Here is a 20,838-nt window from a genome sequence, read left to right on the forward strand (position 1 = left end):
TAGGCGGCCCGCAATGCCGCTATCGCCTGGACCGCACCCGTCTCCATGATTCGAACATACATTCGATCACCGACAAATCCGGCCGAACGGTGACTACCAGGGCGCTAGGCCGTGTCGCGATTGGGCAGCAGCGTCTCGTGGGCCGAAGACGTTGCGGCGCGGAACAACACCGCGACCAAGGCCAGGGCGCCGAGCGCGGCGACCGGGATGGTCCACAACCGGCGCATCGTCAGGGCCGACCCGCACTTGTCCACATACTCCTGGCCGGCGGCAGTGGCCTGAACGAGGTGTGCGCCGTACCCGGAGCCGCAGGGGATCTGCATGCCGAACTTGTCGAAGTCGTCGAGGTAAACCGGCAGGCTCAACAGGTACAGCCCGATGCCTAACACCACTGCTCCGGCGATTCCGATGTAGACGGCGCGAAAACTCACCGTTCCCCCCCTTCATGTCATGCATACGTCGGTGAACAACAACACCGGCCACGAGACGATCGCCCCCAGAAAGGACGCCACTGCGTCGAGGCCGCCCATCTCTTTCAGGTGGTCGGTGTGCGTGCCGGACCAGAAGGTACCGATCAGCAGATATGGCACACCCAGCACCACAGCTACGACGATCAGTTCGCCGAGCGCGACGCGGTAGGCCAGCAACCTCCGCAACCTGGCAAGCACGCAACCCCCGTTCGAACTTATTGCCGTCTATGTTAATGGCTATTCTCTGCCGAACTACCATTTTGACCCGGCTGTTCGGTCCGTTAGTGTGACGGAATGGCGCGCATCTCGCCCCGGTCGATCGACAGCGGTGCCAGTGGTGTGCGACGCCGTCCGAAAGACCGAAAGGCCCAGATAGCGCGGGCCTCGGCGGAGTCCTTCAGCGCGCTCGGATACCACGGCGTGAGCATGGAGGCCATTGCCTCGCGGGTCGGGATCTCGGCGGCCGCGTTGTACCGGCACTATTCGAGCAAGTACGAATTGTTTCGCGACGCCGTACTCAACCTCGGCCAGCAACTCGTCGACGCGACGGCGTTCGCCGAAGAGGCCGACGGGGACCCGCGTGAGCAGTTGCGCAGGCTCGTCGCGGCGCTCAGCGACACCGCGTTGGTCAACCGCGAATCCGGTGGGCTGTACCGCTGGGAGGCGCGTTATCTGCGCGGCGACGATCAGAGCACCCTGGATGCGCAGGTACATGCGGTGCACCGCCGGATCCACCGGCCGCTGATGGAACTGCGGCCTGAACTCAGCTCGCGGGCCCGCTGGACCCTGTCGACCGCGGTGCTCGGTGTGATCGGCAGCGTCGTTGATCATCGGTCCAAACTGCCCGCCGGTCAGATCCGCGAGCTGCTCGCCGATATCTGCGACACCGTGCTGGCGGCCGAGCTGCCCGAGTGTCCGAACCCGGCCGACCCGGTGCCGACGCCCCCCGCGGCTGCGAACACGACGAAATACGAAGCGCTGCTGACCGAATCGATGCGGTTGTTCAACCAGAACGGCTACCGCGACACCACGATGGAGGACATCGCTGCCGCCGTCGGCATGCCCGCCTCGGGGATCTACCGGTATTTCTCCGGCAAATCCGACATCCTGGCCGCCGGGTTCCGGCGTGCCGCCGACCGGTTGTCGGCGGACATGTCGGAGGTCCTCGGCGCGGTGTCGGACCCCGAACAAGCGCTGGGCACCCTCATCGACGACTATGTGGCCCGATCGTTCGACCGCCCGGAGCTCGACTACGTCTACTACACCGAGCGACTGAACATGACGCCCGCCGACCAGAAGATCCTGCGCGACCTGCAACGTGCGGCCGTGGAATCGTGGGTCGAGATCGTCATGCCGGTACGCCCTGGGTGGAGTGCGGGGCAGGCGCGCTTCGCGGTTCATGCGGCGATGGCCTTGGTGATCGACTTGGGCCGGCTCATGAACTATCAGAATTCAGAGCAGGCCCGAGCCGTCGTCGCCGTCCTGATCGATCTGACTCTGCTGGGCCGCTACCGGTTACGGACGGCGTTGCCGGCCAGGTAGGCCACGTAGCCGAGCGTGCCGATCTTCGCCAGCTTGCGGGTCTTGGGCAGCAGCAGGCCCAGGCCGATCGCGGTCTCGATGCCGCCGTTGGTGTAGATGTGCTTCTGCGTGTCCTTGGGGAACGCCGGCTTGGTGATCGACTCGAACAGCTGCGGCTTCACGAAATGTGAGACACCGGCGCCGGCCACGCTGAGGCCGACCAGCTTGACCAGCTTGGAGTTCTTGCCCTCTGCCATGTGTGATCCTCTCTGATCAGGCAAATGTGTAGTCGCTCAACGGGAATCGTGAAGCTTCGGCGACGGCCCGGCGGGTCGTCATCGGCCGGAGCAGCGTTGCCTCGCCGCTCGGGTTGAAATAGTACGACCGTGCCGATGCGCAGTTTCCGAGGGTGAACAACGAGTCGCCCAGCGCTTCGGTCATCCGGTCCAGATACAGGCTGTTGGCCTCCTCGGTGACCTCGAATGTGGCTGCCTTGCGGCGCTTGACCTCGCCGAACAGGCGGTCCATCAGGCGCATCTGATACTCCATCGTGTTGAAGAAGTTCAGCCCCAGGAAGGCATACGGACTGGCCAGGCTCAGGTAGTTCGGGAAGTACGGCATCGAGACACCCTGGTAGGCCTGGAACCGGGTCTCCCGCCACCACTTTCCGAGGTTGCGGCCGTCGCGCCCGATCACCTCGATGGCCGGGAAGTTGGCGTCCCACAGATCGAACCCGGTGGCCAGCACCAGCGTGTCGATGTTCGTCCTGCTGCCGTCGGCGTTGACGATGCCGTCGGCTTCGATACGTTCGATGCCATCGGCCTGCAGGTGCACGTGCGGTTTGGTGAATGTGCGGTAGTAGCCGTTGGAGAACGTCGGGCGCTTGCAGCCGAAGTCGTAGTCCGGGGTCAGTTTGCGGCGCAGTTCCGGGTCGCGGATCGAGGCGAACCGGTGCAGCTTGGCCAGGTCGGCCGCGGCGATGTTGAACCGGCGGAAGTACCGGTGCTTGAGCACCGCGGTGTCGACCATGAACGCGTAGATGGCGTCGGTGACGGCGCGGATCGCCCGTTGGGCGGCCGGCACGCGGGCGAACAGACGGCGTACCCGCGGCGGGAACTTCAGGTCGATCTTGGGCACGACCCAGATCGGGGTGCGCTGGTAGACGGTCAGGTCTGCGGCGTGGCGGGCCAGCTCGGGGATGAGCTGCACCGCGGTGGCGCCCGTGCCGATGATCGCGATGCGGCGGTCGTCGGGCCGGTAGCTCTCATCCCAGTCCGTGGTGTGGATGACCTTGCCGGTGAAGTCGGCGATGCCCGGGATGTCGGGAGTGTGTGGCTGGGACAGGAAGCCGGTGGCGGTGAACAGGAACCGCGCGCTGATCGCTTCGCCGCCGGCCAGGGCGACCCGCCAACGGGAAGCCTCGTCGTCCCAGCGAGCACCTTCGACGGTTGTGTTGAACCGGATGTGGCGGCGCACGTCGTACTTGTCGGCGACGTCATCGGCGTAGCGCTTGATCTCGGCGCCGGTGGAGAACAGTCGTGACCAGTTCGGATTCGGTTCGAAGAAGTACGAGTAGGTGGTGGTGGGCACGTCGACGGCCAGGCCGGGGTAGTGGTTGACGTACCAGGTGCCGCCGAGGTCGTCCTCGCGATCCAGGATCACGAAGTCATCGATGCCCAGCCGTTTGAGCTGGATGGCAGCGCCGATGCCGGCGAAGCCGGCGCCGACGATGATTGCCTCGTATTCCCCCGGGCTCATACTGGAAGACAGTACCGCAGGTACCGGGTACTTTGTCGAGAGGCTGAATCGGTCACCAAAGCCGCTGGTTCATCGCGTGCGTAGCACCATGGCGAAAAATCGCGTCCCCGACCGCCGCAGCGCTACGCGCGCGGCCTGGCGACGGTGTCTTCAGCGCCGGGATACGCTCCAGCGCTTCACCGCAGGTACCGGGTACTTTGTCGAGAGGCTGAATCGGTCACCAAAGCCGCTGGTTCATCGCGTGCGTAGCACCATGGCGAAAAATCGCGTCCCCGACCGCCACAGCGCTACGCGCGCGGCCTGGCGACGGTGTCTTCAGCGCCGGGATACGCTCCAGCGCAACGGATCACACTCGAGGCTCGCGCGGTCCCAGTCGGCAAGGTCGGCCGCGGCGACGTAGGTGGTCTGGAGGAACTCCATCAGCGCACGGTCGGGATCGGCGGACGTCCGCACCGCCTCGTAGGGCAGCAGGAATTGCCGGAAGTCCTTGTTGTAGTACGCGGCATCGGGGCCGACGGGGTGGGCGGCGAATCCTTCCGGTTCGGGATAGGCGTAGGCGTAGAACGCGCCTTCTTCGCCACCGCCCGGCCAGAAACCGCAACTGCTCAACTCGTGCGAATAACCTTCCACCATCACGCTATTGGGGCAGTTGGGGGCGCCGCCTGGGTGCTCGGGCGCGCGACGCCCGGAGAATCTGGTGCACGCCAGGTCGAATGAGCCCCAGAAGAAGTGCACGGGGCTCACCTTGCCGATGAAATGTGCCCGGAAGTCGCTGATCACCCGGTGCGCCTGCACCAGTTGGCGCCAGAACAGATTGGCGGCATGCGGGTCGTAGGACGCGTGCTGGTGATCTTCGGCGAACGGGATGGCGGGATCGACCTCGTTGGGCCGGGCGTGGATGCGCGCCTCGATGCCCAATTGTTCCAGTGCGGAAAGGGTTTCGGTGTAGAACTCCGCGACCGATTTCGGGGCCAGCGCGACTGTGCCCCGTGCGCCGTCGCTGGTGCGGATGGCAAGCACATGGTCGATGAAATCGAACTCCATGTCGAACAACCGGTCTCGATACGGAATCGACGACGTGGTCAGGCCGCGCGGACTCACATACAGGGTCACCTCCCACCAGTGGTTGAGCAATGGCGAGTACGTCAGGCGAATCTTTCCGACGATCTGCGTCCACATGTGAAGGGTGTCGCGGGTGGATTCCCAGTCCGACACCCGCAGCGCGGGCCAGGGATCATCGGTCAGAGTGCTCATGGGCCAGCCACCTGCCTTCCCGCCGCACCGCCGCCGGCATGCGGCACCGCGAGCATAGCTGCGTGCCGGTCGGCGCACCGGCGGAAAGGCAGTACTGGCGAAGCCGTCAGAACAGCTTGGCGATCACCTCGCCGGCCTCGGCGTCCTCCACGCAGGGAGTGACGTCGAACGTGAGGTACTCGCTCCACTCCGCGACGGACTCGAACATGGTCTTGGCGTCGTTGGTCTCCACGATGGCGAAGCCTTGGCCGTTCATGCCCCACCAACGGCCGAGCATGGTCGCTCCTTCGGGAACCTGGCCGGCGGTCTTCTTGAACTTCTCGACCGCATCTCGATAGTTCGCCTGCGACTGGGTCCAGTGCACGATGAACTTCATGGCGTACTCCTTCTTGTGATGCGGGCCGGGATCGGCTCGGCGGCGATGACGGTGAAGGGGGTCTCCACCGGGAAGTTGTCATTCAGCGAGGTCACGGAAACCTCGCGCACGATGGTCGCCAGTGCCAGCGTGGCCTCCAGCATGGCGAAGTGATCGCCGACGCAGGACCGCGGGCCGCCGCCGAAAGGCAGGTATTGCCAACGGTTTCTGCCTGCCGAGCGTTCGGGCGTGAACCGCTCCGGGTCGAAGGTCAGCGGATCGTCCCACAATGCCGGGTCACGGTGCATGACATAGAAATTGACCATCGCCATCGTGCCGGCCTCGGCGCGGTAGCCGTCGACGCTCATCTCCTCGTTGAGCATCCGGGGCGTGCCGGCGCCGGGCGAGCACAGCCGCAGCGCTTCGTGCAGCACCCGCACGGTGCGTTCGAGTTGCGGCACGTCGTCGGGCGCCAGCGTGCGATCACCCAGCGCGGCGACTTCGTCGTACAGCCGGGACTGCAGGTCGGGATCGCGGCCCAGCGCCCACAGCGAGTAGCACAGCGCCGTCGACGTGGTGTCATGCCCGGCAAGCATGAAAAGCACCAGTTCATCGCAGATTTCGTCGTCGGTCAGCTGTCGGCCGGTATCCGGGTCACGGGCCTCGATGAGCGCGCGCACGAGCGGTGCGTCCCGATCGGGATCGTCGCGCACCGCGGCGAGGATCTCGGCGGCCAGCCGGTGCAGGCGGGCATTGGCCGCCTTGGCGCGACGCTGTCCGCCGGTGGGCACCCACTGCGGGAAGTTGACCGGCCGAACCGCCCGATCGGAAATCCAGGACAACGCGGTACGCAGCGACGGGCCCACATCGTCGGCGCGCTCGTCGAGATCAAGCCCGAACACCGAGCGGCCCAGCGCCCGCAGCGTGAGTGCCCGGCACGCGACATCCAGATCGACCGTCTCCCCGTCGCGCCAGCCGTCCGCGATCGTGTGTGCTGCGGCGGCCATATGCCCCGCATACCGCGGAACGCTGTGCTTGGTGAACACCGGCTGGAGCGTTCGCCGTCGCGGCAGCCAGCGCTCATGCGGCAGATTCAGCAGGTTGCCGCCCATCAGTCGACGTAGCTCGACCATGTTGAGGGCGCCGCCGCGATCGGCGACCGAATCGCGGCGGCCGAGAACGTCGCGCGCTCCCTGTGGGGACGTGACCAACAGGACCGGGGGGATCAGCCACCGCGGGCCCAGCACCATCCGGCTTACGGGTCCGCCCGCGTCGCGGAGCCGCTGATGTCCTTCGATGAAGGACCGCATCGCCTTGATCGTTTGTCGATAGGACAGGGGATTGCGCGGTGCGAGCGGCAGGGTGGCCGTGGCGGCCCGCGTATCGATCTCGACCATGTGTCGAGTGTCCGACCGCACGGGGTGAGCGGCCTAGAGTAGCGCGTTACTCTATTTTGCCGCTGCGGGGATTCTTGCTGGTAGCAATGCACGTCACGGTGCGGTCGCCGCGTTGCCAGGAGTCCGCGGTCGGGTACAGGACGAACAGTTGGATACCGGATTCCGCGCTTGCGTCGGGGGCGTGCTGGGTCAGTGCCGGCGCGCACTTGTCGGCGTACGTGACCACCGTGGCATCGCCGGGGAAATCCCCGTCGGGCAGCGGCAGCACGGCGAACACCTCACCCTTGTGCGGCTGGTCGCAATTCACCGTCTTGACGTACAGCACGCGGCTGCTGTCGGGGATCTCGGTCAGACAATCACCCGAGCGGACCTGACTGGCCTCGGTGGCGCCGCGGTCCCGCGCGAGGTAGAACACCGCACCCGCGGCGACCATGACGGCCACCAGCAGCACGGCACCCAACAGCGCCCACTTGGGCGCCGAGGATTTCTTCGGCTGAGCCGAGAACTGGTCGGGACCGGTGGAATACGGCTGCGGAGGCGGTGGCGGGTAGTTGTGGCCCTGCGGGCCGGAGGGACCGGGCGGACCAGGAGCGAAGGTCATGGCTCGACGATATCGACAGCGCGTAACGCCGCATCCACCGCAAGGGCGGGTACATCCAGGCGCTTGGATCCGAGGTCGTGGCGGGCACCGTCGATGACGACGAGTTCGGTCGGTCCACTCACCAACGCCGCGGCGGCGGTGAGCTCGTCGATCGTGCCGAACGGATCGGACGTGCCGTGGGTGAATACCGTCGGCACCGTGATGCGGGACAGATGCTCGGTGCGGGCGCGTTCCGGCTTGCCCGGCGGATGCAGTGGGTAGGAGAACAGCGTCAAGACGTCCGGACCGGCCCCGTCGGCGGCCACCATCGAGGTCATGCGCCCGCCGTAGGAATGTCCACCTGCGATCACGGGGCCGTCGGTGAGGCTGCGGGCCAGGGCGATCGCCTCGACGATGCCTTCCTGGTCTCCCGCTGCCGATCCCGACGGCGGTCCCTTGGGTCGGCGACGGCGGTAGGGCAGGTTGTAGCGGACGGCCAGCCAGCCGCGGGAGGCCCACTCGTCGCAGAGCTTGACCAGCATCGCCGAGTCGCGATTACCGCCCGCCCCGTGGGTGAGGACGACGACGCCCTGCGCCTGCCCTTCGGGCTCGTGTGCGACGCCCGCGATCGCCTCCAGGTTCATCGCTGCAACCGGAACAGCGCGTTCACCGGGCCGTGGCCGTGCCCCAGCGGATATGCCGCGCGGATGCACTCGGTCACCCAGGCCTTGCCGAACTCCACAGCCTGGGGAACTGAATAACCATGTGCCAGAGCGCAAGCCGTCGCAGCGGCGAGGGTATCGCCGGCGCCGTGGTCATTTCCGGTGTCGATCCGCGGCGCGGCGAACTCGTGGAACTCCGTGCCGTCGAACAGCAGATCCGGGCTGGCTGCCGACGAGCGTAGGTGCCCACCCTTGACCAGTGCCCACTGCGGACCCAGCGCGTGCAGGGCGCGCGCCGCGTCCCGTTGCGATGCCTGGTCGACGACCTCGACGCCCACCAGCAATCGCACCTCGTCGAGGTTCGGGGTGACCAGCGTGGCCAGCGGGAACAGCTCCGTTCGCAGCGCGTCCAGTGCACTGTGATGCAGCAGGGGATCACCGTGCATCGATGCGCACACCGGGTCGACGACCAACGGCACGGTTCCGGCTAGCCCCTCCATGCGCCAGGTCTCGGCGATCGTGGTGATGATCTCCGAGGAGGCCAACATCCCGGTCTTGGCGGCCTGGATGCCGATATCGGAGGTCACCGCCGAGATCTGATCGGAGACGATGTCGAGCGGGATCTCGTGGAAACCCTTGACACCGACCGAGTTCTGCACGGTCACCGCGGTGACCGCGACGCAGCCGTGCAGGCCGAGCATGGCGAAGGTCCGCATGTCGGCCTGGATCCCGGCACCACCGCCGGAATCGGACCCGGCGATGGTCATCACCCGCAGCGGGGTGTCACCCGCGGGCGTCAAGGGCAGGAAGTTCACTTCGGCCTCACGTGGTCAAGGGTAGATAGACGCGGTTGCCGTGGTCGGCGAACTCCTGGGATTTCTCGGCCATGCCGCGCTGGACGTCCTCGGGGGCGACCCCGTCCGGGTAGGCATCCCGGATGTCCTGCGTGATGCGCATCGAACAGAACTTGGGGCCACACATCGAGCAGAAGTGTGCGGTCTTGGCCGGTTCGGCGGGCAGCGTCTCGTCGTGGAACTCACGCGCGGTGTCGGGATCGAGAGACAGAGCGAACTGGTCGTGCCAGCGGAACTCGAAGCGCGCCTTCGAGAGCGCGTCGTCGCGTTGCTGGGCGCGCGGGTGCCCCTTGGCGAGGTCGCCGGCGTGCGCGGCGATCTTGTAGGCGATCACGCCGTCCTTTACGTCCTTGCGGTCGGGCAGGCCCAGGTGTTCCTTGGGGGTGACGTAACACAGCATCGCGGTGCCGGCCTGGGCAATCATGGCCGCGCCGATCGCCGAGGTGATGTGGTCGTAGGCCGGGGCGATGTCGGTGGTCAGCGGTCCCAGCGTGTAGAACGGCGCCTCCTCGCACCATTCCTCTTCGAGCCGCACGTTCTCCACGATCTTGTGCATCGGAACGTGGCCCGGCCCCTCGATCATCACCTGCACGCCATGGGATTTCGCGATCTTGGTGAGCTCACCCAGGGTGCGCAGCTCGGCGAACTGGGCCTCGTCGTTGGCGTCGGCGATCGACCCGGGCCGCAGCCCGTCGCCGAGCGAGAACGTCACGTCGTAGCGGGCCAGGATCTCGCAGAGTTCATCGAAGTGGGTGTACAGGAACGACTCGGTGTGATGTGCCAGGCACCAGGCGGCCATGATCGACCCGCCTCGGGACACGATGCCGGTGACGCGCTTGACCGTCAGCGGGATGTAGCGCAGCAGCACCCCGGCGTGCACGGTCATGTAGTCGACACCCTGCTCGCACTGCTCGATCACGGTGTCGCGGTACATCTCCCACGTCAACTTGGTGGGGTCGCCGTTGACCTTTTCCAGGGCTTGGTAGATCGGCACGGTCCCGACCGGGACCGGGGAGTTGCGCAGGATCCACTCCCGTGTCTGGTGGATGTCCTTGCCGGTGGACAGGTCCATGATGGTGTCAGCACCCCACCGGGTCGCCCACACCATCTTGTCGACCTCCTCGCCGATCGATGAGGTGACAGCCGAATTGCCGATATTGGCATTGACTTTCACGCCGAACGCCTTGCCGATGATCATCGGCTCGGCCTCGGGGTGGTTGTGGTTGGCCGGGATGACCGCGCGGCCCCGGGCCACCTCGTCACGCACCAGATCAGCCGAAACGCCTTCGCGCTCAGCGATATACGCCATTTCGGCGGTGATCTCCCCGGCGCGGGCCCGCTGCAGCTGGGTGCCGCGGTCTCTGTGCACCGCGGGCCGGGCCGCTAGGCCGGCGTTCAGGTCGATCACCGCGGCGTCGTCGGTGTACGGACCCGAGGTGTCGTACAGGTCCAGATGCTCGCCGTTGGTGAGGTTCACCCGGCGAAACGGCACGCGCATCGTCGTGCCGTCATGGTTGATCTCGCGATGGACCTTGGTGCTTCCGGTGATCGGACCGGTGGTCACAGAAGGGTCGACAAGAACATCACTCATTTTTCATCTCCCTACGCCGGCATTACCCGGTCAGGTTCGTACGGTCGACGGGCCTACCCGTCCTCTCAGTGCGCTCGTGCGCACTCCCGCGTGTGGTTTGCAGGGCCCAACCTAGCGCAGACCGGGTGCCGCTTTCTACGTCTGGGCCGTGTTGAGCGTGGCGGCGCGACGCTGGGGTGGAAACCGGCGAGTCCACCAGGCTGGGCGCCTTCGGGTTGCCCCCGCTTGATTTGCATAGCTAATATATATGTTTTGAACATGTTGGGCCTCGCAGCCCCCTCGATTGCTACTAGAGCGAAGACGGAATGACGACTGAGATGACGAACGCGTCGGGCGACGTCGACGCCGCACAGGCCGAGACCGCCGACCGGCGCAAACGGATGGACCACGATCACCCGTTCTACAAGTGGGTGGTGCTGTCCAACACCACGTTGGGCATCCTGCTGGCCTCCATCAACGCCTCGATCGTGTTGATCTCGCTGCCGGCGATCTTCCGCGGCATCGGGCTGAACCCGCTCGCCCCCGGCAACGTCAGCTACCTGCTGTGGATGTTGATGGGCTACCTGGTGGTGACCGCGGTGCTCGTCGTGCCGTTCGGGCGTCTGGGTGACATGTACGGCCGGGTCCGCATCTACAACCTCGGCTTCGTGGTCTTCACCCTGGCCGCGATCGCGCTGTCCTTCGACCCGTTCCAGCTCGGTGGCGGCGCGGTCTGGCTGATCGGCTGGCGCGTCGTTCAGGGTGTCGGCGGTGCCATGCTGATGGCGTCGTCGTCGGCCATCCTCACCGATGCCTTCCCGGCCAACCAGCGCGGGATGGCGCTGGGCACGAACATGGTGGCCGCCGTTGCCGGGTCGTTCCTCGGCCTGCTGATCGGCGGCTTCCTGTCCGAGTGGCACTGGAAGGCCATCTTCTGGGTGGGTGTCCCGATCGGCATCATCGGCACCATCTGGAGCTACCGCTCACTCAAAGAACTCGGTGTCCGCACCGCCGGACGGCTCGACTGGGCCGGCACGCTGACCTTCGGGCTGGGCCTGACGGTGCTGCTGATCGGCATCACCTACGGCATCCAGCCCTACGATGACTCGACCACGGGCTGGACCAGCCCGTGGGTGCTGGGCTCCATCGCGATCGGACTGCTGCTGCTCGTCGCGTTCTGCATCGTCGAGCTCAAGGTGTCGTCGCCCATGGTCGACGTCCGGCTGTTCAAATCGGCCGCGTTCGGGATGGGCAACCTCGCCGGGCTGATGTCCTCGGTGGGCCGCGGCGGGCTGCAGTTCATGCTCATCATCTGGTTGCAGGGCATCTGGCTGCCGCTGCACGGCTACAGCTTCGAGTCCACCCCGCTGTGGGCCGGCATCTACCTGTTGCCGGTCACCATCGGGTTCCTGGTCGCCGCGCCGATCGCCGGATCGCTCTCCGACCGCATCGGTGCGCGGCCGCTGACCGTCGGCGGCATGCTGCTGATGGCGGCGACCTTCGTGGCGCTGCTGATGATTCCGGTCAACTTCGACTACTGGGTGTTCGCCATCCTGGTGTTCCTCAACGGCCTGGGCGGCGGCATCTTCACCGCCCCCAACACCGCGGCCATCATGTCGAGCGTGCCGGCCGATCAGCGCGGTGCGGCCTCCGGCGTGCGGTCCACCTTCTTCAACGCCGGCAACTCGCTGTCGATCGGCATCTTCTTCTCGCTGATGATCGTCGGGCTGGCCAACACGTTGCCTGCGGCGTTGACCAGCGGCCTGACGCAGCAAGGGGTTTCGGCCTCCGTGGCCCATGATGTGGCGAACCTGCCCCCGGTCGGCAGCCTGTTCGCGGCCTTCCTGGGCTACAACCCGATGGCCGAACTGCTCGCGCCGTCCGACGCGCTGCACCAGCCGGGCGTGAACGCGGACGTGATCACCGGGCAGACGTTCTTCCCGCAGCTGATCACCGAGCCGTTCCATTCCGGCCTGACGGTGGTGTTCACCGCCGCGGCGGTGATGATGGTGATCGGTGCCGTGGCGTCGATGTTCAGCGCGGGCCGCTATGGGACCGAGGCCGGGGCCGACAACGAGGCCTGAGGGGCCCTCTCGGCAAACGTTTTTTGGCCGCTGGTCATGGAATACTCCCCGCCATGGTCGTTCACACGTTGGCCGCCGCCGGAAGCGCCGCGTATTCCGCGGGCTATCTCCTCGGCGCGCTGCTGATCCCTGGGTTGGGGCTGCTGCTGCTCATCCTCGGCCTGGTTCGGCGTTCGTCATCGTCGAAGCCGAGCGACCAGCCCGGGTACCCGCCGGGCGCATATCCGCAACAGGGTTATCCGCAACCGGGCTATCCACAGCCGGGCTATCCACAGCCGGGCTATCCGCAACAGGGGTACCCGCAACCGGGTTATCCGCAACAGGGCTATCCACAGCAGCCGGGCTATCCACCGGCCCCGCCGCAGGTCTACGGTGCGCCACCCAAGAAGTCCGGCACGGTGATGATCGTGATCGGTGTGATCCTGCTGGTGCTCGGCCTGTTGGGATTCGCGGCGCGGATGGCGGCACGCACGTCGGGGTCAGATTCGAGTTCGGGGTCGCGCACGTCGAGCTCCGGCTCAAGTTCCGGGTCCTCGAAGTCGGGCGGCTCTGGTGGCTTGGCGGTGGGGGATTGCATCTCCGGCGATCAGTACGCCGTGGCGGACATGAATCTCACCCCGGTCGGCTGCAGCAGCCCGGAGGCCGTCTATGAGTTGGTGTCCAAAGGTGGCGGATCCGCGACATGCCCGGACGGCAAACGGGCCGACTCGGACTACTCCGTGCTGATGAACGAGTCCCTCACCTACTGCTTCATCCTGGACGTCGACAAGGGCCAGTGCTTCGACATCAACGAAGAGACCAAGCTCGTCACCCCGGTGGAATGCTCCGACCCGGACGCTGCCATCAAGATCGTCAAGCGGGTTGACGGGTCAACGGACACCGCCGTGTGCGGTTCCGCCGGGCGGGCGGTGGCCTTCCCCGAGCCGGCGCGGGTCTACTGCGTGGAGGCGCCGTCGTAGCCGACCTAGACTCGGGCGCGTGACCACCACGCAGCGCCGCGGATTCAACGACGCCATCACGCGATTCTGGAGCTTCGCCGCCCCGGCGTACGACCAGGGCTGCCTCCAGCGGTGGGTGTACCGGCCCGCTCAGGACGAGGTGATCGCGCAACTGCAGCAGCACGGCGCCAGGGAGATCGCCGACATCGCCTGCGGTACCGGCATCCTGGCCGACCGCATCCAGCGAGAACTGCAACCTGATGAGGTGTACGGCCTGGACATGTCCGACGGCATGCTCGCCCAGGCGCGCAGGCGTTCGGACCGCGTGCGGTGGAAGTCGGCCCCTGCCGAGGAGTTGCCCTTCCAAGACGGCTTCCTGGACGCGGTGGTGACGACATCGGCATTCCACTTCTTCGACCAGCCCGCCGCGCTCGCGGAGTTCTATCGCGTAATCGCACCCGGCGGCATGGTGGCGGTGACGACGATGAGTCCCCGTCGGGAGTTCCTGCCGCTGCACGCGCTGTCGGCCGACCTGGGTGCGCCCGCCCACAGCCCCACCGAGAAGGAGATGCGCGCGCTGTTCGAGGCGGCCGGATTCACCGTCGCCGAACAGCACCGGGTGCACCGGCCGGTGTGGACGCCGATCTCCGACGTCATCACCGTGGGGGTCAAGCCGAGGTGAGCGAGAACGACGACACCCAGTTCCAAATTCGTGGTTCGGTGCAACTGCGTCGTGACCGCTGTGCCACCTCGACCGCCGACCAGCGCCTGCTGGACCGGCACGGCCACACCGATTGGGTGCACACCGATCCGTGGCGAGTGATGCGCATCCAGGGCGAGTTCGTCGAGGGTTTTGACGCCCTCGCCGAGATGCCGAGGGCTGTCACAGTTTTCGGATCGGCGCGGACGGAACCGCATTCGCCGGAGTACCGGTTGGGCGAGGAACTGGGCATCGCGCTGGTGGAAGCGGGCTACGCGGTGATCACCGGGGGCGGTCCGGGCTCGATGGAGGCGGTCAACCGCGGCGCCAGCGAGTCCGGCGGCTACTCCGTCGGACTCGGTATCGAACTGCCCTTCGAGCAGCGCCTCAACCACTGGGTCGACCTCGGCATCAACTTCCGCTATTTCTTCGTCCGCAAGACCATGTTCGTCAAATACGCGCAGGCGTTCGTGTGCCTGCCGGGCGGATTCGGCACCCTCGACGAACTGTTCGAGGCGCTGACGCTGGTGCAGACCCGCAAGGTGACCGAGTTTCCGATCATCCTGCTGGGCGTCGACTACTGGTCGGGCCTGATCGACTGGATCCGCAACACGGTTCTGCGCGAGGGAAAGATCTCCGAACCCGACTTGGCCCTGCTCCATTGCACCGACAGTGTGGCCGAAGCCGTCGAACTCATCGCCGCGTCGGCGCGATAGCCGAAGAGTAGCGACGCGGCTTGCCGGGCCCCAACTCGGCCAGCGTCGTCACCCGGGTGACCTCGACGGGGCGTCCCAACAGCAGGGCCAGCGACTCGGTGACCCGCTGCCGGTCACCGGACGCGATCACCGCCGCGACGCGGCCCTCCGCGTCCTGGTCGACGCTCCACCCGCGGGCCCCGGCGGCCTGCAACTGCTGGGTGAGATCGACGCAGGGCACCGCATCGCCCGTCGCCGACACGAAAACCGTTGCCTCTCTGCCTTCCAGATCGGTCAGCGCCCGACGGCCATGATGGGTGACGAGCCGCGCGTAGTCGCCGGTGCGGTAGCGGACCAGTGGCAGAAACTGGTTCTCCCCGCATGTCACCACGACCTCGCCCGCCAAGACCTCGACATGCACGCGCCGTTCGGCCACCACGAACGGCCCGCCGTCATCGCTGACCGCGATGGGCCGGGTCTCGTGCAAGCCGTAGACGTCCAGGACCGGGCAGTCGTAGGCCGCCTCAAGTGCCCGGCGCAGCGGGAGGGTCAGGGTCATCGCCCCGGAGATCAGCGCCAATGGCCGCAATGTGGCCGCGAGCGCAGGCTCCAGCAGCACCTCCAGTGAGGTGGGCGTCCCGCTGATCACCTGCGGATCGGTGTGCCGCAGATACGCATCCCGCTGCATCCCGCCGCCTGCCCACGCGGCGGGATGCAGGTTCAGCCGCGCCATCAGGGCCTCACCGAAGCCCGGGATCACCGACGCATAGGTGAACGCCTGCCGCTGAAACACCGTCTGTGCCAATGCCACCCGATGCTCCACGGGTTCCCAGTCCGCGCCCACCAGCCCTCGTAGCCAGTGGAAACCGCGAGCGAGCTCGTCCGGGTCGTCCGGCATGACCAGGGCGGCGCCGGTGCTGCCCGAACTCGTGCCGTGCAACATCCGGCTCAGGTCGGCGCCGGGCGGGACGAACGCCGCGATGTCATCGACGAGGTCTTCGCGGCCGATCAACGGGAAGTCGGCGAGGGTGTCCAGCGGGCCCGTCCGGTGACGGTAGGCCGGCAGGGTGCGGGCCAGCGCGAGATGCCGTGGCAGCCAATCATCAAGGGGCAGTTGCCGCGTGGCGGCCTGCTGTTGGGCGGGGGAGAGCCGGTGCCCCACCCGGTGACACCAGGCCGGCGCGAGACGATGCTGCTCGAGACCGGCCAGCCGCACCCGCCCGGCCGCCGACAGGCCCGGCCAGCGCTGTTCGTCAGTCAGCGCCACCTGGCCGAACGGAACGTAGTCGTCGAGCCGCAGCGGATCGTCACTCACTGTTGTACCGTGCCGCAGCTTCTTTGGCCTTGGCGTCAGCCAGGCGGCGTTGCACCGCCATTCGATGTCCGTGATCGGCCAGCGCCTGAGCCAGCGCACCTTCGCGGCGCACCGAATCACGCATCTCGAACAGTGAGCGGGCCTGTGCCGCGTCCTCGCCGTGCGGCAGCAGGCCGTCCCAGAGCAGGAACGTCCGCACCGCTTCGTCCCGGCGTTCCGCATCGCTGAGCCAGCGGCCGGGGTCCACCAGGGGCGCCACCCGAAATGCCAACGCCAACAAGGCGGTCGTAGCCCTCCGTTCATCGAGTGGCGTGCTGAACGGGCCGGTGAGATCCGTACTGGCGAACAACCACAATCCGATGGCAGCGCCGCGCCGGGAGGCCGGCGACCCCCGTTCGGCGATGCGTTGAGCGGCGGCTGCGCAGCCGGTGTGGTTGAACACGTCGCAGGCGAGTGCCACCACGTCGACGGTATCGGCGAGAAACGGTTGGGGTGTGCTCGCCAGCCGTGCGGCGACCTCATCCACCGTCGGGCCGGGCCGCAGGCTCGACCACACCGCCTGCTCGTCCAATCCCTCGGCGAACCAGTCCGCCAGTTCTCTGCCGGATTCCCGACTTGCTTCATCGGCCATGCGACACCTCCCGCCGATACCCGGCGATGTGCGCGGCCAGCCGCGCGCAGACCGCCGGCGCGTCGGACATGTTGTCCAGATAGTCCACCGAGTAGCCGGCCTCGGCGGCCGGGCCGGCCACCGAACGCCGCCGGTCCTGGACCAGCAGGGTGGCGGTATCGAGTTGGCGCCGCACCGCGGCGGCAACCCAGGCGTGCTCTTCCTGGCCGGCGCCGAACAGCGACCTCAAGCCGTCGTCGGACAACACCACCAGGTGGCGCTGCTCATCGCGGGCATCGTCACCGGGCGGATACCGGTGCGCCAGCAGATCGAGGGGAAACACCGTGCTGCCGCCGAAGAACGTCGTCAGCTGGCGCATGATCTCCAACCGATCGCGGGTGTACACGCTGTCGCCGGCGACCTGGCCGCGGCCCGACCATGACGTGACCCGAACCCGCCCACCGCCTTTGAGCACCGACAGCACGAGAATCATGCCGGCCAGCACGGCCGGGGATCCCCGCTCTGGGCGCGGCATCGAACCGGACGAGTCGATGTAGAGATCCAGTGTCACCGCTTCGGTGGTGGCGACCGGATCGTCGGGCAGGTACGTGCGGCGCCGCGTCGTCACCCCGGGAACCACCACGGGGTTGGCGGCAAGGGTTGCCGGCCAGTCGAGTTCGGCGATGTCGTCGCCGAGCTCCCACGTCTCCAACGGTCCAGGGATCCCCTGGTCGGCGACGCCTCGGCCGGACTGCCGAAGCGATTGGACCCAGGGCCGGGCCTGCGCCTCGTACCAGGAGAGCATCACGGCGTTCGGATCGGATCCGGCGAAGAGGGCCAATGTCTGTGCGACGCCGTACTGTTGGCCCGGCGGCGCGTCCTGCGACGGTGCACCGATGGCGGCCGCTGCGGGGTGCACCGGGGTCTCGTCGAGCCGCGGATCGGCCAGCACCTGCGCGAGTTCGGCTGCGGTGGCCGGCGGCCCACCCTGTTCGGCGCATCCACCGCCGGGCAGGCCGGCGCCGTCGGAGACCATGGATTCCAGCACCAGGTAGGGCACCAGCACCATGCCGAAGGTCAGAGCCCCACCCACTGGGTCCGCCCCGAAGGTGCGGACCGCCTGCGCCACGTACTCGGCGTCGGCGACGGGTTGCACCGGCTGGCTCAGCAGCAGTTCGTCCTGGATGGCGCGTACCCGCAGCGCCGCGGCCCGGTGGATGCGTTCCTTCTCCTGCAGATCCTCGCGGACCATCGATACGTCGAGTGTGGCGGGGTCGATGTGCTGGCGGGCCCGGGCCTCCTCCCGCACCGATTCGGGAACCGCAGGAGGGTCATTGGGGCACAACGTGTTCGACGGCAGTGACCACAACAATTCGTAGGCCCGCATGAGTACCCACCAGGCCGCGTTCGACACCGGCTCCCGCGCGGTCAGTGTGCGCCACAACGCGATCATGTCCGGTTCGGCACCAGGGTGCCGGCGGCGCTGCATCCGGACCACCCGGTCGTTGATGAGTAGATCCGACCACAGATTGGACAGCCGCTGGGCCGTGCTGGTGACGGGAATGGCCCGGCGCGGATCGCTCGCCACAATCGCGCGGGCCATCTGTTGCATCAGCTTGAACGACACGATGCGGGTGCTCGGGGACAACACGTGATGACCGATCTCGTGAGCGAAGACGCTCACCAGGTGGTGCTGCGCGCCCTGACGAGTCAACTCGTCGAGGTCGATCGAGATCGACGGTGGGAAGGAGAACCAGGCGAACGTACCGGTTGCGCTGTCCTGCACCATATCCGGCGGATGCAGTTGCACGCCCCACAACTCAAGGGCGGCCCCCCAGGCGACCAGCTCGGTGTCGGTCGGTGCCCGTCCGGTCATGCCGGCCAGATCTCGGCCAGATAGGAAGTCGGGCGCACCACCAGCTGCGCCGTGCGTGATCCGTCGGCCGAGGGACCGTCGACCGGTGCGGAGGACAGTACGTGGCCGAATACGTCGGCGTCGATCTGCCAGCGCTGCACGCCGACGTCCACCGTCCAACGGCCCGGTCCACGCGGCGCGGGAGCGGTGGGCGGATGATCCCACCTGCCGCCGAGCCCGGTGAAACCGCCGATCCGCGCGATCAATTGGCCCGGTCCGCGCAGCGGCCAGTAGAAGCGGTCGACCGCTTGCCCTTCGGCAAAGGGGACGACCGCGTCGACCGGCAGACCCAGCACCGACGCCGCGAGATCGGTTCCCAACAGCTCCAATCGGGACAATGCGTCGGCGCGGATCCCCAGCACCCCGGCCCGCCAGGCAGCCACCGCGGCGACGTTGAACATCGCCTCCGGCACCGCGGAGATGCCGCTCAGTGCACGGCGGTACCGGCGTGGATCCCCGCCGAAGCGGGCCACATTGTCGGCCGACAGGGCCAGATCGAGACCGGCCATCACCGGAAGGTCGGTATCCGCCGCGGGTAGGTCGAGGTTGACCTGGTGATACACCCGGGCAATCACCGGCCTCTCTCCAGCCAGTGCAGATAGTTCGAATACCGTTGGTAGAGATACTTCAACGCGACCAGATCATCGAAATCCCGGCCGTAGATCTTGCCGACGGCGGAGACCGCCGAGATCCGGGCCTCGATCGTGGTGAGGCGCCGCGACACCTCGAGTGTCTCCAAGCCGTCGAGCCCGCGGCCGAACTCGGCGAGCAGCTCGGCCACCGGGTCCTCGCCCTCGCGTGCCAGCGCGACGAACTGGCGGCACGAGGTGTCGAACAGGTCGGTCAGCCAACTTGCCGGGTCTGACGCCAGTTCCCGGTCCGCGCCGGTGTCGAACCGAGGATGGGCGGTGTTCGGTAACAGCTTGCCGCGCAAGGCGAACGGCACCATGGCCCGCACATCCTCGAGCGTGACGGAAGCGTTGCCGCGGAACCAGGCCAGCGCCTTGGCGTAGAGCACCAGGTTCTGCAGTGAGCGCACCGACACCCCGTTGACGGTCTGTGCGCCGAGGTCCACCTGCAGATCGGCGCCGGAGTTGGCGTCGATGATCTGTTCGACCTCGATGCCGGCGGTGGCCACCACATCCTTGGTCCGGTACTCGAAGCGCCGGCCGCCATGCTGGACGAACTCGAAATGGCTGACGAAGAACTCCAATTGGCGGCGCACATCGGTGGGCACCGGGATGGCACGGATCTTCTCGACCATCGCTGCCTGCTCGGCCGTGGCGAACACCAACTCGGCGGGCACGTTGTCCTCCGGGCGGTCACCGGCCTCCACCCGGCTCACCAGCTCGTCGAGGAACCGGCTGTTGAACCCGAACGCCTGCACTGTCACGTCGATCCGATCGCGCAGGGCCTGGATCACCGGGAAGGTGCCACCGCCGCCGTCGTCGTTGGCGGTGAAAAACCAGCTCTGCACACCGTGTTCGGGTGTGGTCAGGTGCATCTGGTCATGGCTTTCGACGTATCCCTCGGCGACCATGGTCAGCAGCGCGGACTGGGTCTTGGTCGGAATCCGGTTGTATTCGTCGACGATCTTGACCGGCGCGGTCAGCCAGCTCTTCCAGGCGATGGTGATCTCGGCCAGGCTCCCGGCCTGCACCAGATCGCGTGGCAGCGGAATCCCGACCAGGTCACCCACGGTCAACTGCGGCTGGCCCTGCTGGACGTGGCGGCGCACATCGGCGGGCGCCGCCCCCGCGAGAACCCCCATCAGCACCGCCAGGGTGGTCTTGCCGCGGCCCGGACCGCCGATCAGCAGGCACCTTCCGCCCACAGCGAAAGTCAGCAGCGGGACAAGAACATTGGAGGAATAGGCGGGTTGTTTCGGCAGGCTCAGGGAAGCGCCCGCATCACCGAGCGGATAGTTGACCGTGGTGTCCGAGCCGAATTCGACGTCGTAGAACGGGGAGATGACGGCCTTGTTGATCAGCCAGAAGTAGGCGCGGCGCAGCTTCTCGTCGAGAGTGACCGCAGGAGCGGCGGGCGGGGTGAACAGGTCTGCGGCAGTGAGGCCGGCGGCCGGCGCGTGGTCCACGGGCAACGTCGGCGATTTGGATACCGCGCTCCACCTAGTCGTCATCTGGCCCCTCCCCGTCGCGC

At 67.1% G+C, this 20,838-nt stretch carries 21 protein-coding genes and 1 riboswitch; of the genes, 5 read left to right on the forward strand and 16 right to left on the reverse strand.

The genetic code is table 11. The features are described from left to right. Positions 1-104: 104 nt before the first annotated feature. Positions 105-431, reverse strand: a complete 327-nt coding sequence (locus EYZ64_RS04570; protein WP_135452204.1) for a hypothetical protein — start codon at positions 429-431, stop codon at positions 105-107. A gap of 12 nt (positions 432-443) precedes the next feature. Beyond that, positions 444-668 (reverse strand): hypothetical protein, encoded by a 225-nt coding sequence (locus EYZ64_RS04575; protein WP_135452205.1) that lies wholly within the window; start codon positions 666-668, stop codon positions 444-446. 96 nt (positions 669-764) lie between these two features. On the opposite strand from EYZ64_RS04575, the gene EYZ64_RS04580 reads away from it, so the two are divergent. Then, positions 765-2,012: a TetR/AcrR family transcriptional regulator gene (locus EYZ64_RS04580; protein WP_135452206.1), complete on the forward strand. Its 1,248-nt coding sequence runs from the start codon at positions 765-767 to the stop codon at positions 2,010-2,012. Here the strand turns inward: EYZ64_RS04580 and EYZ64_RS04585 are convergent. The 9 genes from EYZ64_RS04585 to thiC all read right to left on the reverse strand — a co-directional run bounded on the left by EYZ64_RS04585 (position 1,979) and on the right by thiC (position 10,442). After that, a complete protein-coding gene (locus tag EYZ64_RS04585; protein ID WP_135452207.1) occupies positions 1,979-2,248 on the reverse strand; it encodes a DoxX-related protein in 270 nt (89 codons plus the stop codon). The genes EYZ64_RS04580 and EYZ64_RS04585 overlap by 34 nt on opposite strands. A gap of 16 nt (positions 2,249-2,264) precedes the next feature. After that, a complete protein-coding gene (locus tag EYZ64_RS04590) occupies positions 2,265-3,749 on the reverse strand; it encodes a flavin-containing monooxygenase (protein WP_135452208.1) in 1,485 nt (494 codons plus the stop codon). A gap of 315 nt (positions 3,750-4,064) precedes the next feature. Next, positions 4,065-5,003, reverse strand: a complete 939-nt coding sequence (locus EYZ64_RS04595) for a DUF5996 family protein (protein ID WP_135452209.1) — start codon at positions 5,001-5,003, stop codon at positions 4,065-4,067. A 106-nt stretch (positions 5,004-5,109) separates the two neighbouring features. Then, on the reverse strand, positions 5,110-5,379 hold the full coding sequence (locus EYZ64_RS04600; protein ID WP_135452210.1) for a DUF3303 domain-containing protein: 270 nt from the start codon (positions 5,377-5,379) through the stop codon (positions 5,110-5,112). Next, positions 5,376-6,755: a cytochrome P450 gene (locus EYZ64_RS04605; protein ID WP_135452211.1), complete on the reverse strand. Its 1,380-nt coding sequence runs from the start codon at positions 6,753-6,755 to the stop codon at positions 5,376-5,378. Before EYZ64_RS04605 ends, EYZ64_RS04600 begins: the two co-directional genes overlap by 4 nt. A 46-nt stretch (positions 6,756-6,801) precedes the next feature. After that, positions 6,802-7,356 carry a septum formation family protein gene (locus EYZ64_RS04610; protein WP_167857706.1) on the reverse strand — a complete coding sequence of 185 codons (555 nt, stop codon included), beginning with the start codon at positions 7,354-7,356 and terminating at the stop codon, positions 6,802-6,804. Continuing rightward, entirely contained in the window at positions 7,353-7,979 is a 627-nt protein-coding gene (locus EYZ64_RS04615) for an alpha/beta hydrolase family protein (RefSeq protein ID WP_135452212.1), read from the reverse strand. The genes EYZ64_RS04610 and EYZ64_RS04615 overlap by 4 nt, the downstream gene beginning before the upstream one ends. Continuing rightward, a complete protein-coding gene (gene thiD, locus EYZ64_RS04620; RefSeq protein WP_135452213.1) occupies positions 7,976-8,812 on the reverse strand; it encodes a bifunctional hydroxymethylpyrimidine kinase/phosphomethylpyrimidine kinase in 837 nt (278 codons plus the stop codon). The genes EYZ64_RS04615 and thiD overlap by 4 nt, the downstream gene beginning before the upstream one ends. 7 nt (positions 8,813-8,819) lie before the next feature. Continuing rightward, positions 8,820-10,442, reverse strand: a complete 1,623-nt coding sequence (gene thiC / locus EYZ64_RS04625; protein WP_135452214.1) for a phosphomethylpyrimidine synthase ThiC — start codon at positions 10,440-10,442, stop codon at positions 8,820-8,822. Continuing rightward, positions 10,433-10,542: riboswitch (TPP riboswitch) on the reverse strand. (Overlaps the previous gene by 10 nt.) Positions 10,543-10,747: 205 nt before the next feature. Here thiC and EYZ64_RS04630 point away from each other — a divergent pair. The 4 genes from EYZ64_RS04630 to EYZ64_RS04645 are packed head-to-tail and all read left to right on the forward strand — an operon-like array spanning position 10,748 to position 14,859. Continuing rightward, positions 10,748-12,505: an MFS transporter gene (locus EYZ64_RS04630; protein ID WP_167857707.1), complete on the forward strand. Its 1,758-nt coding sequence runs from the start codon at positions 10,748-10,750 to the stop codon at positions 12,503-12,505. A gap of 53 nt (positions 12,506-12,558) precedes the next feature. After that, positions 12,559-13,464, forward strand: a complete 906-nt coding sequence (locus tag EYZ64_RS32190; protein WP_210115461.1) for an LppU/SCO3897 family protein — start codon at positions 12,559-12,561, stop codon at positions 13,462-13,464. A gap of 19 nt (positions 13,465-13,483) precedes the next feature. Then, positions 13,484-14,125 carry a class I SAM-dependent methyltransferase gene (locus tag EYZ64_RS04640; RefSeq protein ID WP_135452218.1) on the forward strand — a complete coding sequence of 214 codons (642 nt, stop codon included), beginning with the start codon at positions 13,484-13,486 and terminating at the stop codon, positions 14,123-14,125. After that, the gene (locus tag EYZ64_RS04645; protein WP_135452220.1) at positions 14,122-14,859 is read left to right on the forward strand and encodes an LOG family protein; all 738 of its coding nucleotides are present in this window, start codon (positions 14,122-14,124) and stop codon (positions 14,857-14,859) included. Before EYZ64_RS04640 ends, EYZ64_RS04645 begins: the two co-directional genes overlap by 4 nt. On the opposite strand, the gene EYZ64_RS04650 is transcribed toward EYZ64_RS04645, so the two are convergent. The 5 genes from EYZ64_RS04650 to EYZ64_RS04670 are packed head-to-tail and all read right to left on the reverse strand — an operon-like array spanning position 14,837 to position 20,818. Further along, positions 14,837-16,153, reverse strand: coding sequence for a phenylacetate--CoA ligase family protein (locus EYZ64_RS04650; RefSeq protein ID WP_135452222.1), 1,317 nt, complete (start codon positions 16,151-16,153; stop codon positions 14,837-14,839). The genes EYZ64_RS04645 and EYZ64_RS04650 overlap by 23 nt on opposite strands. Further along, positions 16,146-16,784 (reverse strand): phosphohydrolase, encoded by a 639-nt coding sequence (locus EYZ64_RS04655; RefSeq protein ID WP_135452225.1) that lies wholly within the window; start codon positions 16,782-16,784, stop codon positions 16,146-16,148. The genes EYZ64_RS04650 and EYZ64_RS04655 overlap by 8 nt, the downstream gene beginning before the upstream one ends. Next, a complete protein-coding gene (locus EYZ64_RS04660; RefSeq protein ID WP_135452227.1) occupies positions 16,774-18,639 on the reverse strand; it encodes a VWA domain-containing protein in 1,866 nt (621 codons plus the stop codon). Before EYZ64_RS04660 ends, EYZ64_RS04655 begins: the two co-directional genes overlap by 11 nt. After that, positions 18,636-19,253: a potassium transporter Kef gene (locus tag EYZ64_RS04665; RefSeq protein WP_135452229.1), complete on the reverse strand. Its 618-nt coding sequence runs from the start codon at positions 19,251-19,253 to the stop codon at positions 18,636-18,638. The genes EYZ64_RS04660 and EYZ64_RS04665 overlap by 4 nt, the downstream gene beginning before the upstream one ends. Beyond that, complete coding sequence (locus EYZ64_RS04670; RefSeq protein ID WP_135452231.1) at positions 19,250-20,818, reverse strand: AAA family ATPase; 1,569 nt, start codon at positions 20,816-20,818, stop codon at positions 19,250-19,252. Before EYZ64_RS04670 ends, EYZ64_RS04665 begins: the two co-directional genes overlap by 4 nt. Positions 20,819-20,838 lie beyond the last annotated feature (20 nt).

The organism is Mycobacterium sp. DL99, from assembly GCF_004762045.1.
Taxonomy (GTDB): Bacteria; Actinomycetota; Actinomycetes; order Mycobacteriales; family Mycobacteriaceae; genus Mycobacterium.

Coding starts and splice junctions, on each gene's coding strand:
- EYZ64_RS04630 (WP_167857707.1), top strand. CDS start 10,748: ATGACGACTGAGATGACGAACGCGTCGGGCGACGTCGACGCCGCACAG.
- EYZ64_RS04590 (WP_135452208.1), bottom strand. CDS start 3,749: ATGAGCCCGGGGGAATACGAGGCAATCATCGTCGGCGCCGGCTTCGCC.
- EYZ64_RS04595 (WP_135452209.1), bottom strand. CDS start 5,003: ATGAGCACTCTGACCGATGATCCCTGGCCCGCGCTGCGGGTGTCGGAC.
- EYZ64_RS04655 (WP_135452225.1), bottom strand. CDS start 16,784: ATGGCCGATGAAGCAAGTCGGGAATCCGGCAGAGAACTGGCGGACTGG.
- EYZ64_RS04605 (WP_135452211.1), bottom strand. CDS start 6,755: ATGGTCGAGATCGATACGCGGGCCGCCACGGCCACCCTGCCGCTCGCA.
- EYZ64_RS04585 (WP_135452207.1), bottom strand. CDS start 2,248: ATGGCAGAGGGCAAGAACTCCAAGCTGGTCAAGCTGGTCGGCCTCAGC.
- EYZ64_RS04615 (WP_135452212.1), bottom strand. CDS start 7,979: ATGAACCTGGAGGCGATCGCGGGCGTCGCACACGAGCCCGAAGGGCAG.
- EYZ64_RS32190 (WP_210115461.1), top strand. CDS start 12,559: ATGGTCGTTCACACGTTGGCCGCCGCCGGAAGCGCCGCGTATTCCGCG.
- EYZ64_RS04660 (WP_135452227.1), bottom strand. CDS start 18,639: ATGACCGGACGGGCACCGACCGACACCGAGCTGGTCGCCTGGGGGGCC.
- EYZ64_RS04610 (WP_167857706.1), bottom strand. CDS start 7,356: ATGACCTTCGCTCCTGGTCCGCCCGGTCCCTCCGGCCCGCAGGGCCAC.
- EYZ64_RS04580 (WP_135452206.1), top strand. CDS start 765: ATGGCGCGCATCTCGCCCCGGTCGATCGACAGCGGTGCCAGTGGTGTG.
- EYZ64_RS04600 (WP_135452210.1), bottom strand. CDS start 5,379: ATGAAGTTCATCGTGCACTGGACCCAGTCGCAGGCGAACTATCGAGAT.
- thiC (WP_135452214.1), bottom strand. CDS start 10,442: ATGAGTGATGTTCTTGTCGACCCTTCTGTGACCACCGGTCCGATCACC.
- EYZ64_RS04670 (WP_135452231.1), bottom strand. CDS start 20,818: ATGACGACTAGGTGGAGCGCGGTATCCAAATCGCCGACGTTGCCCGTG.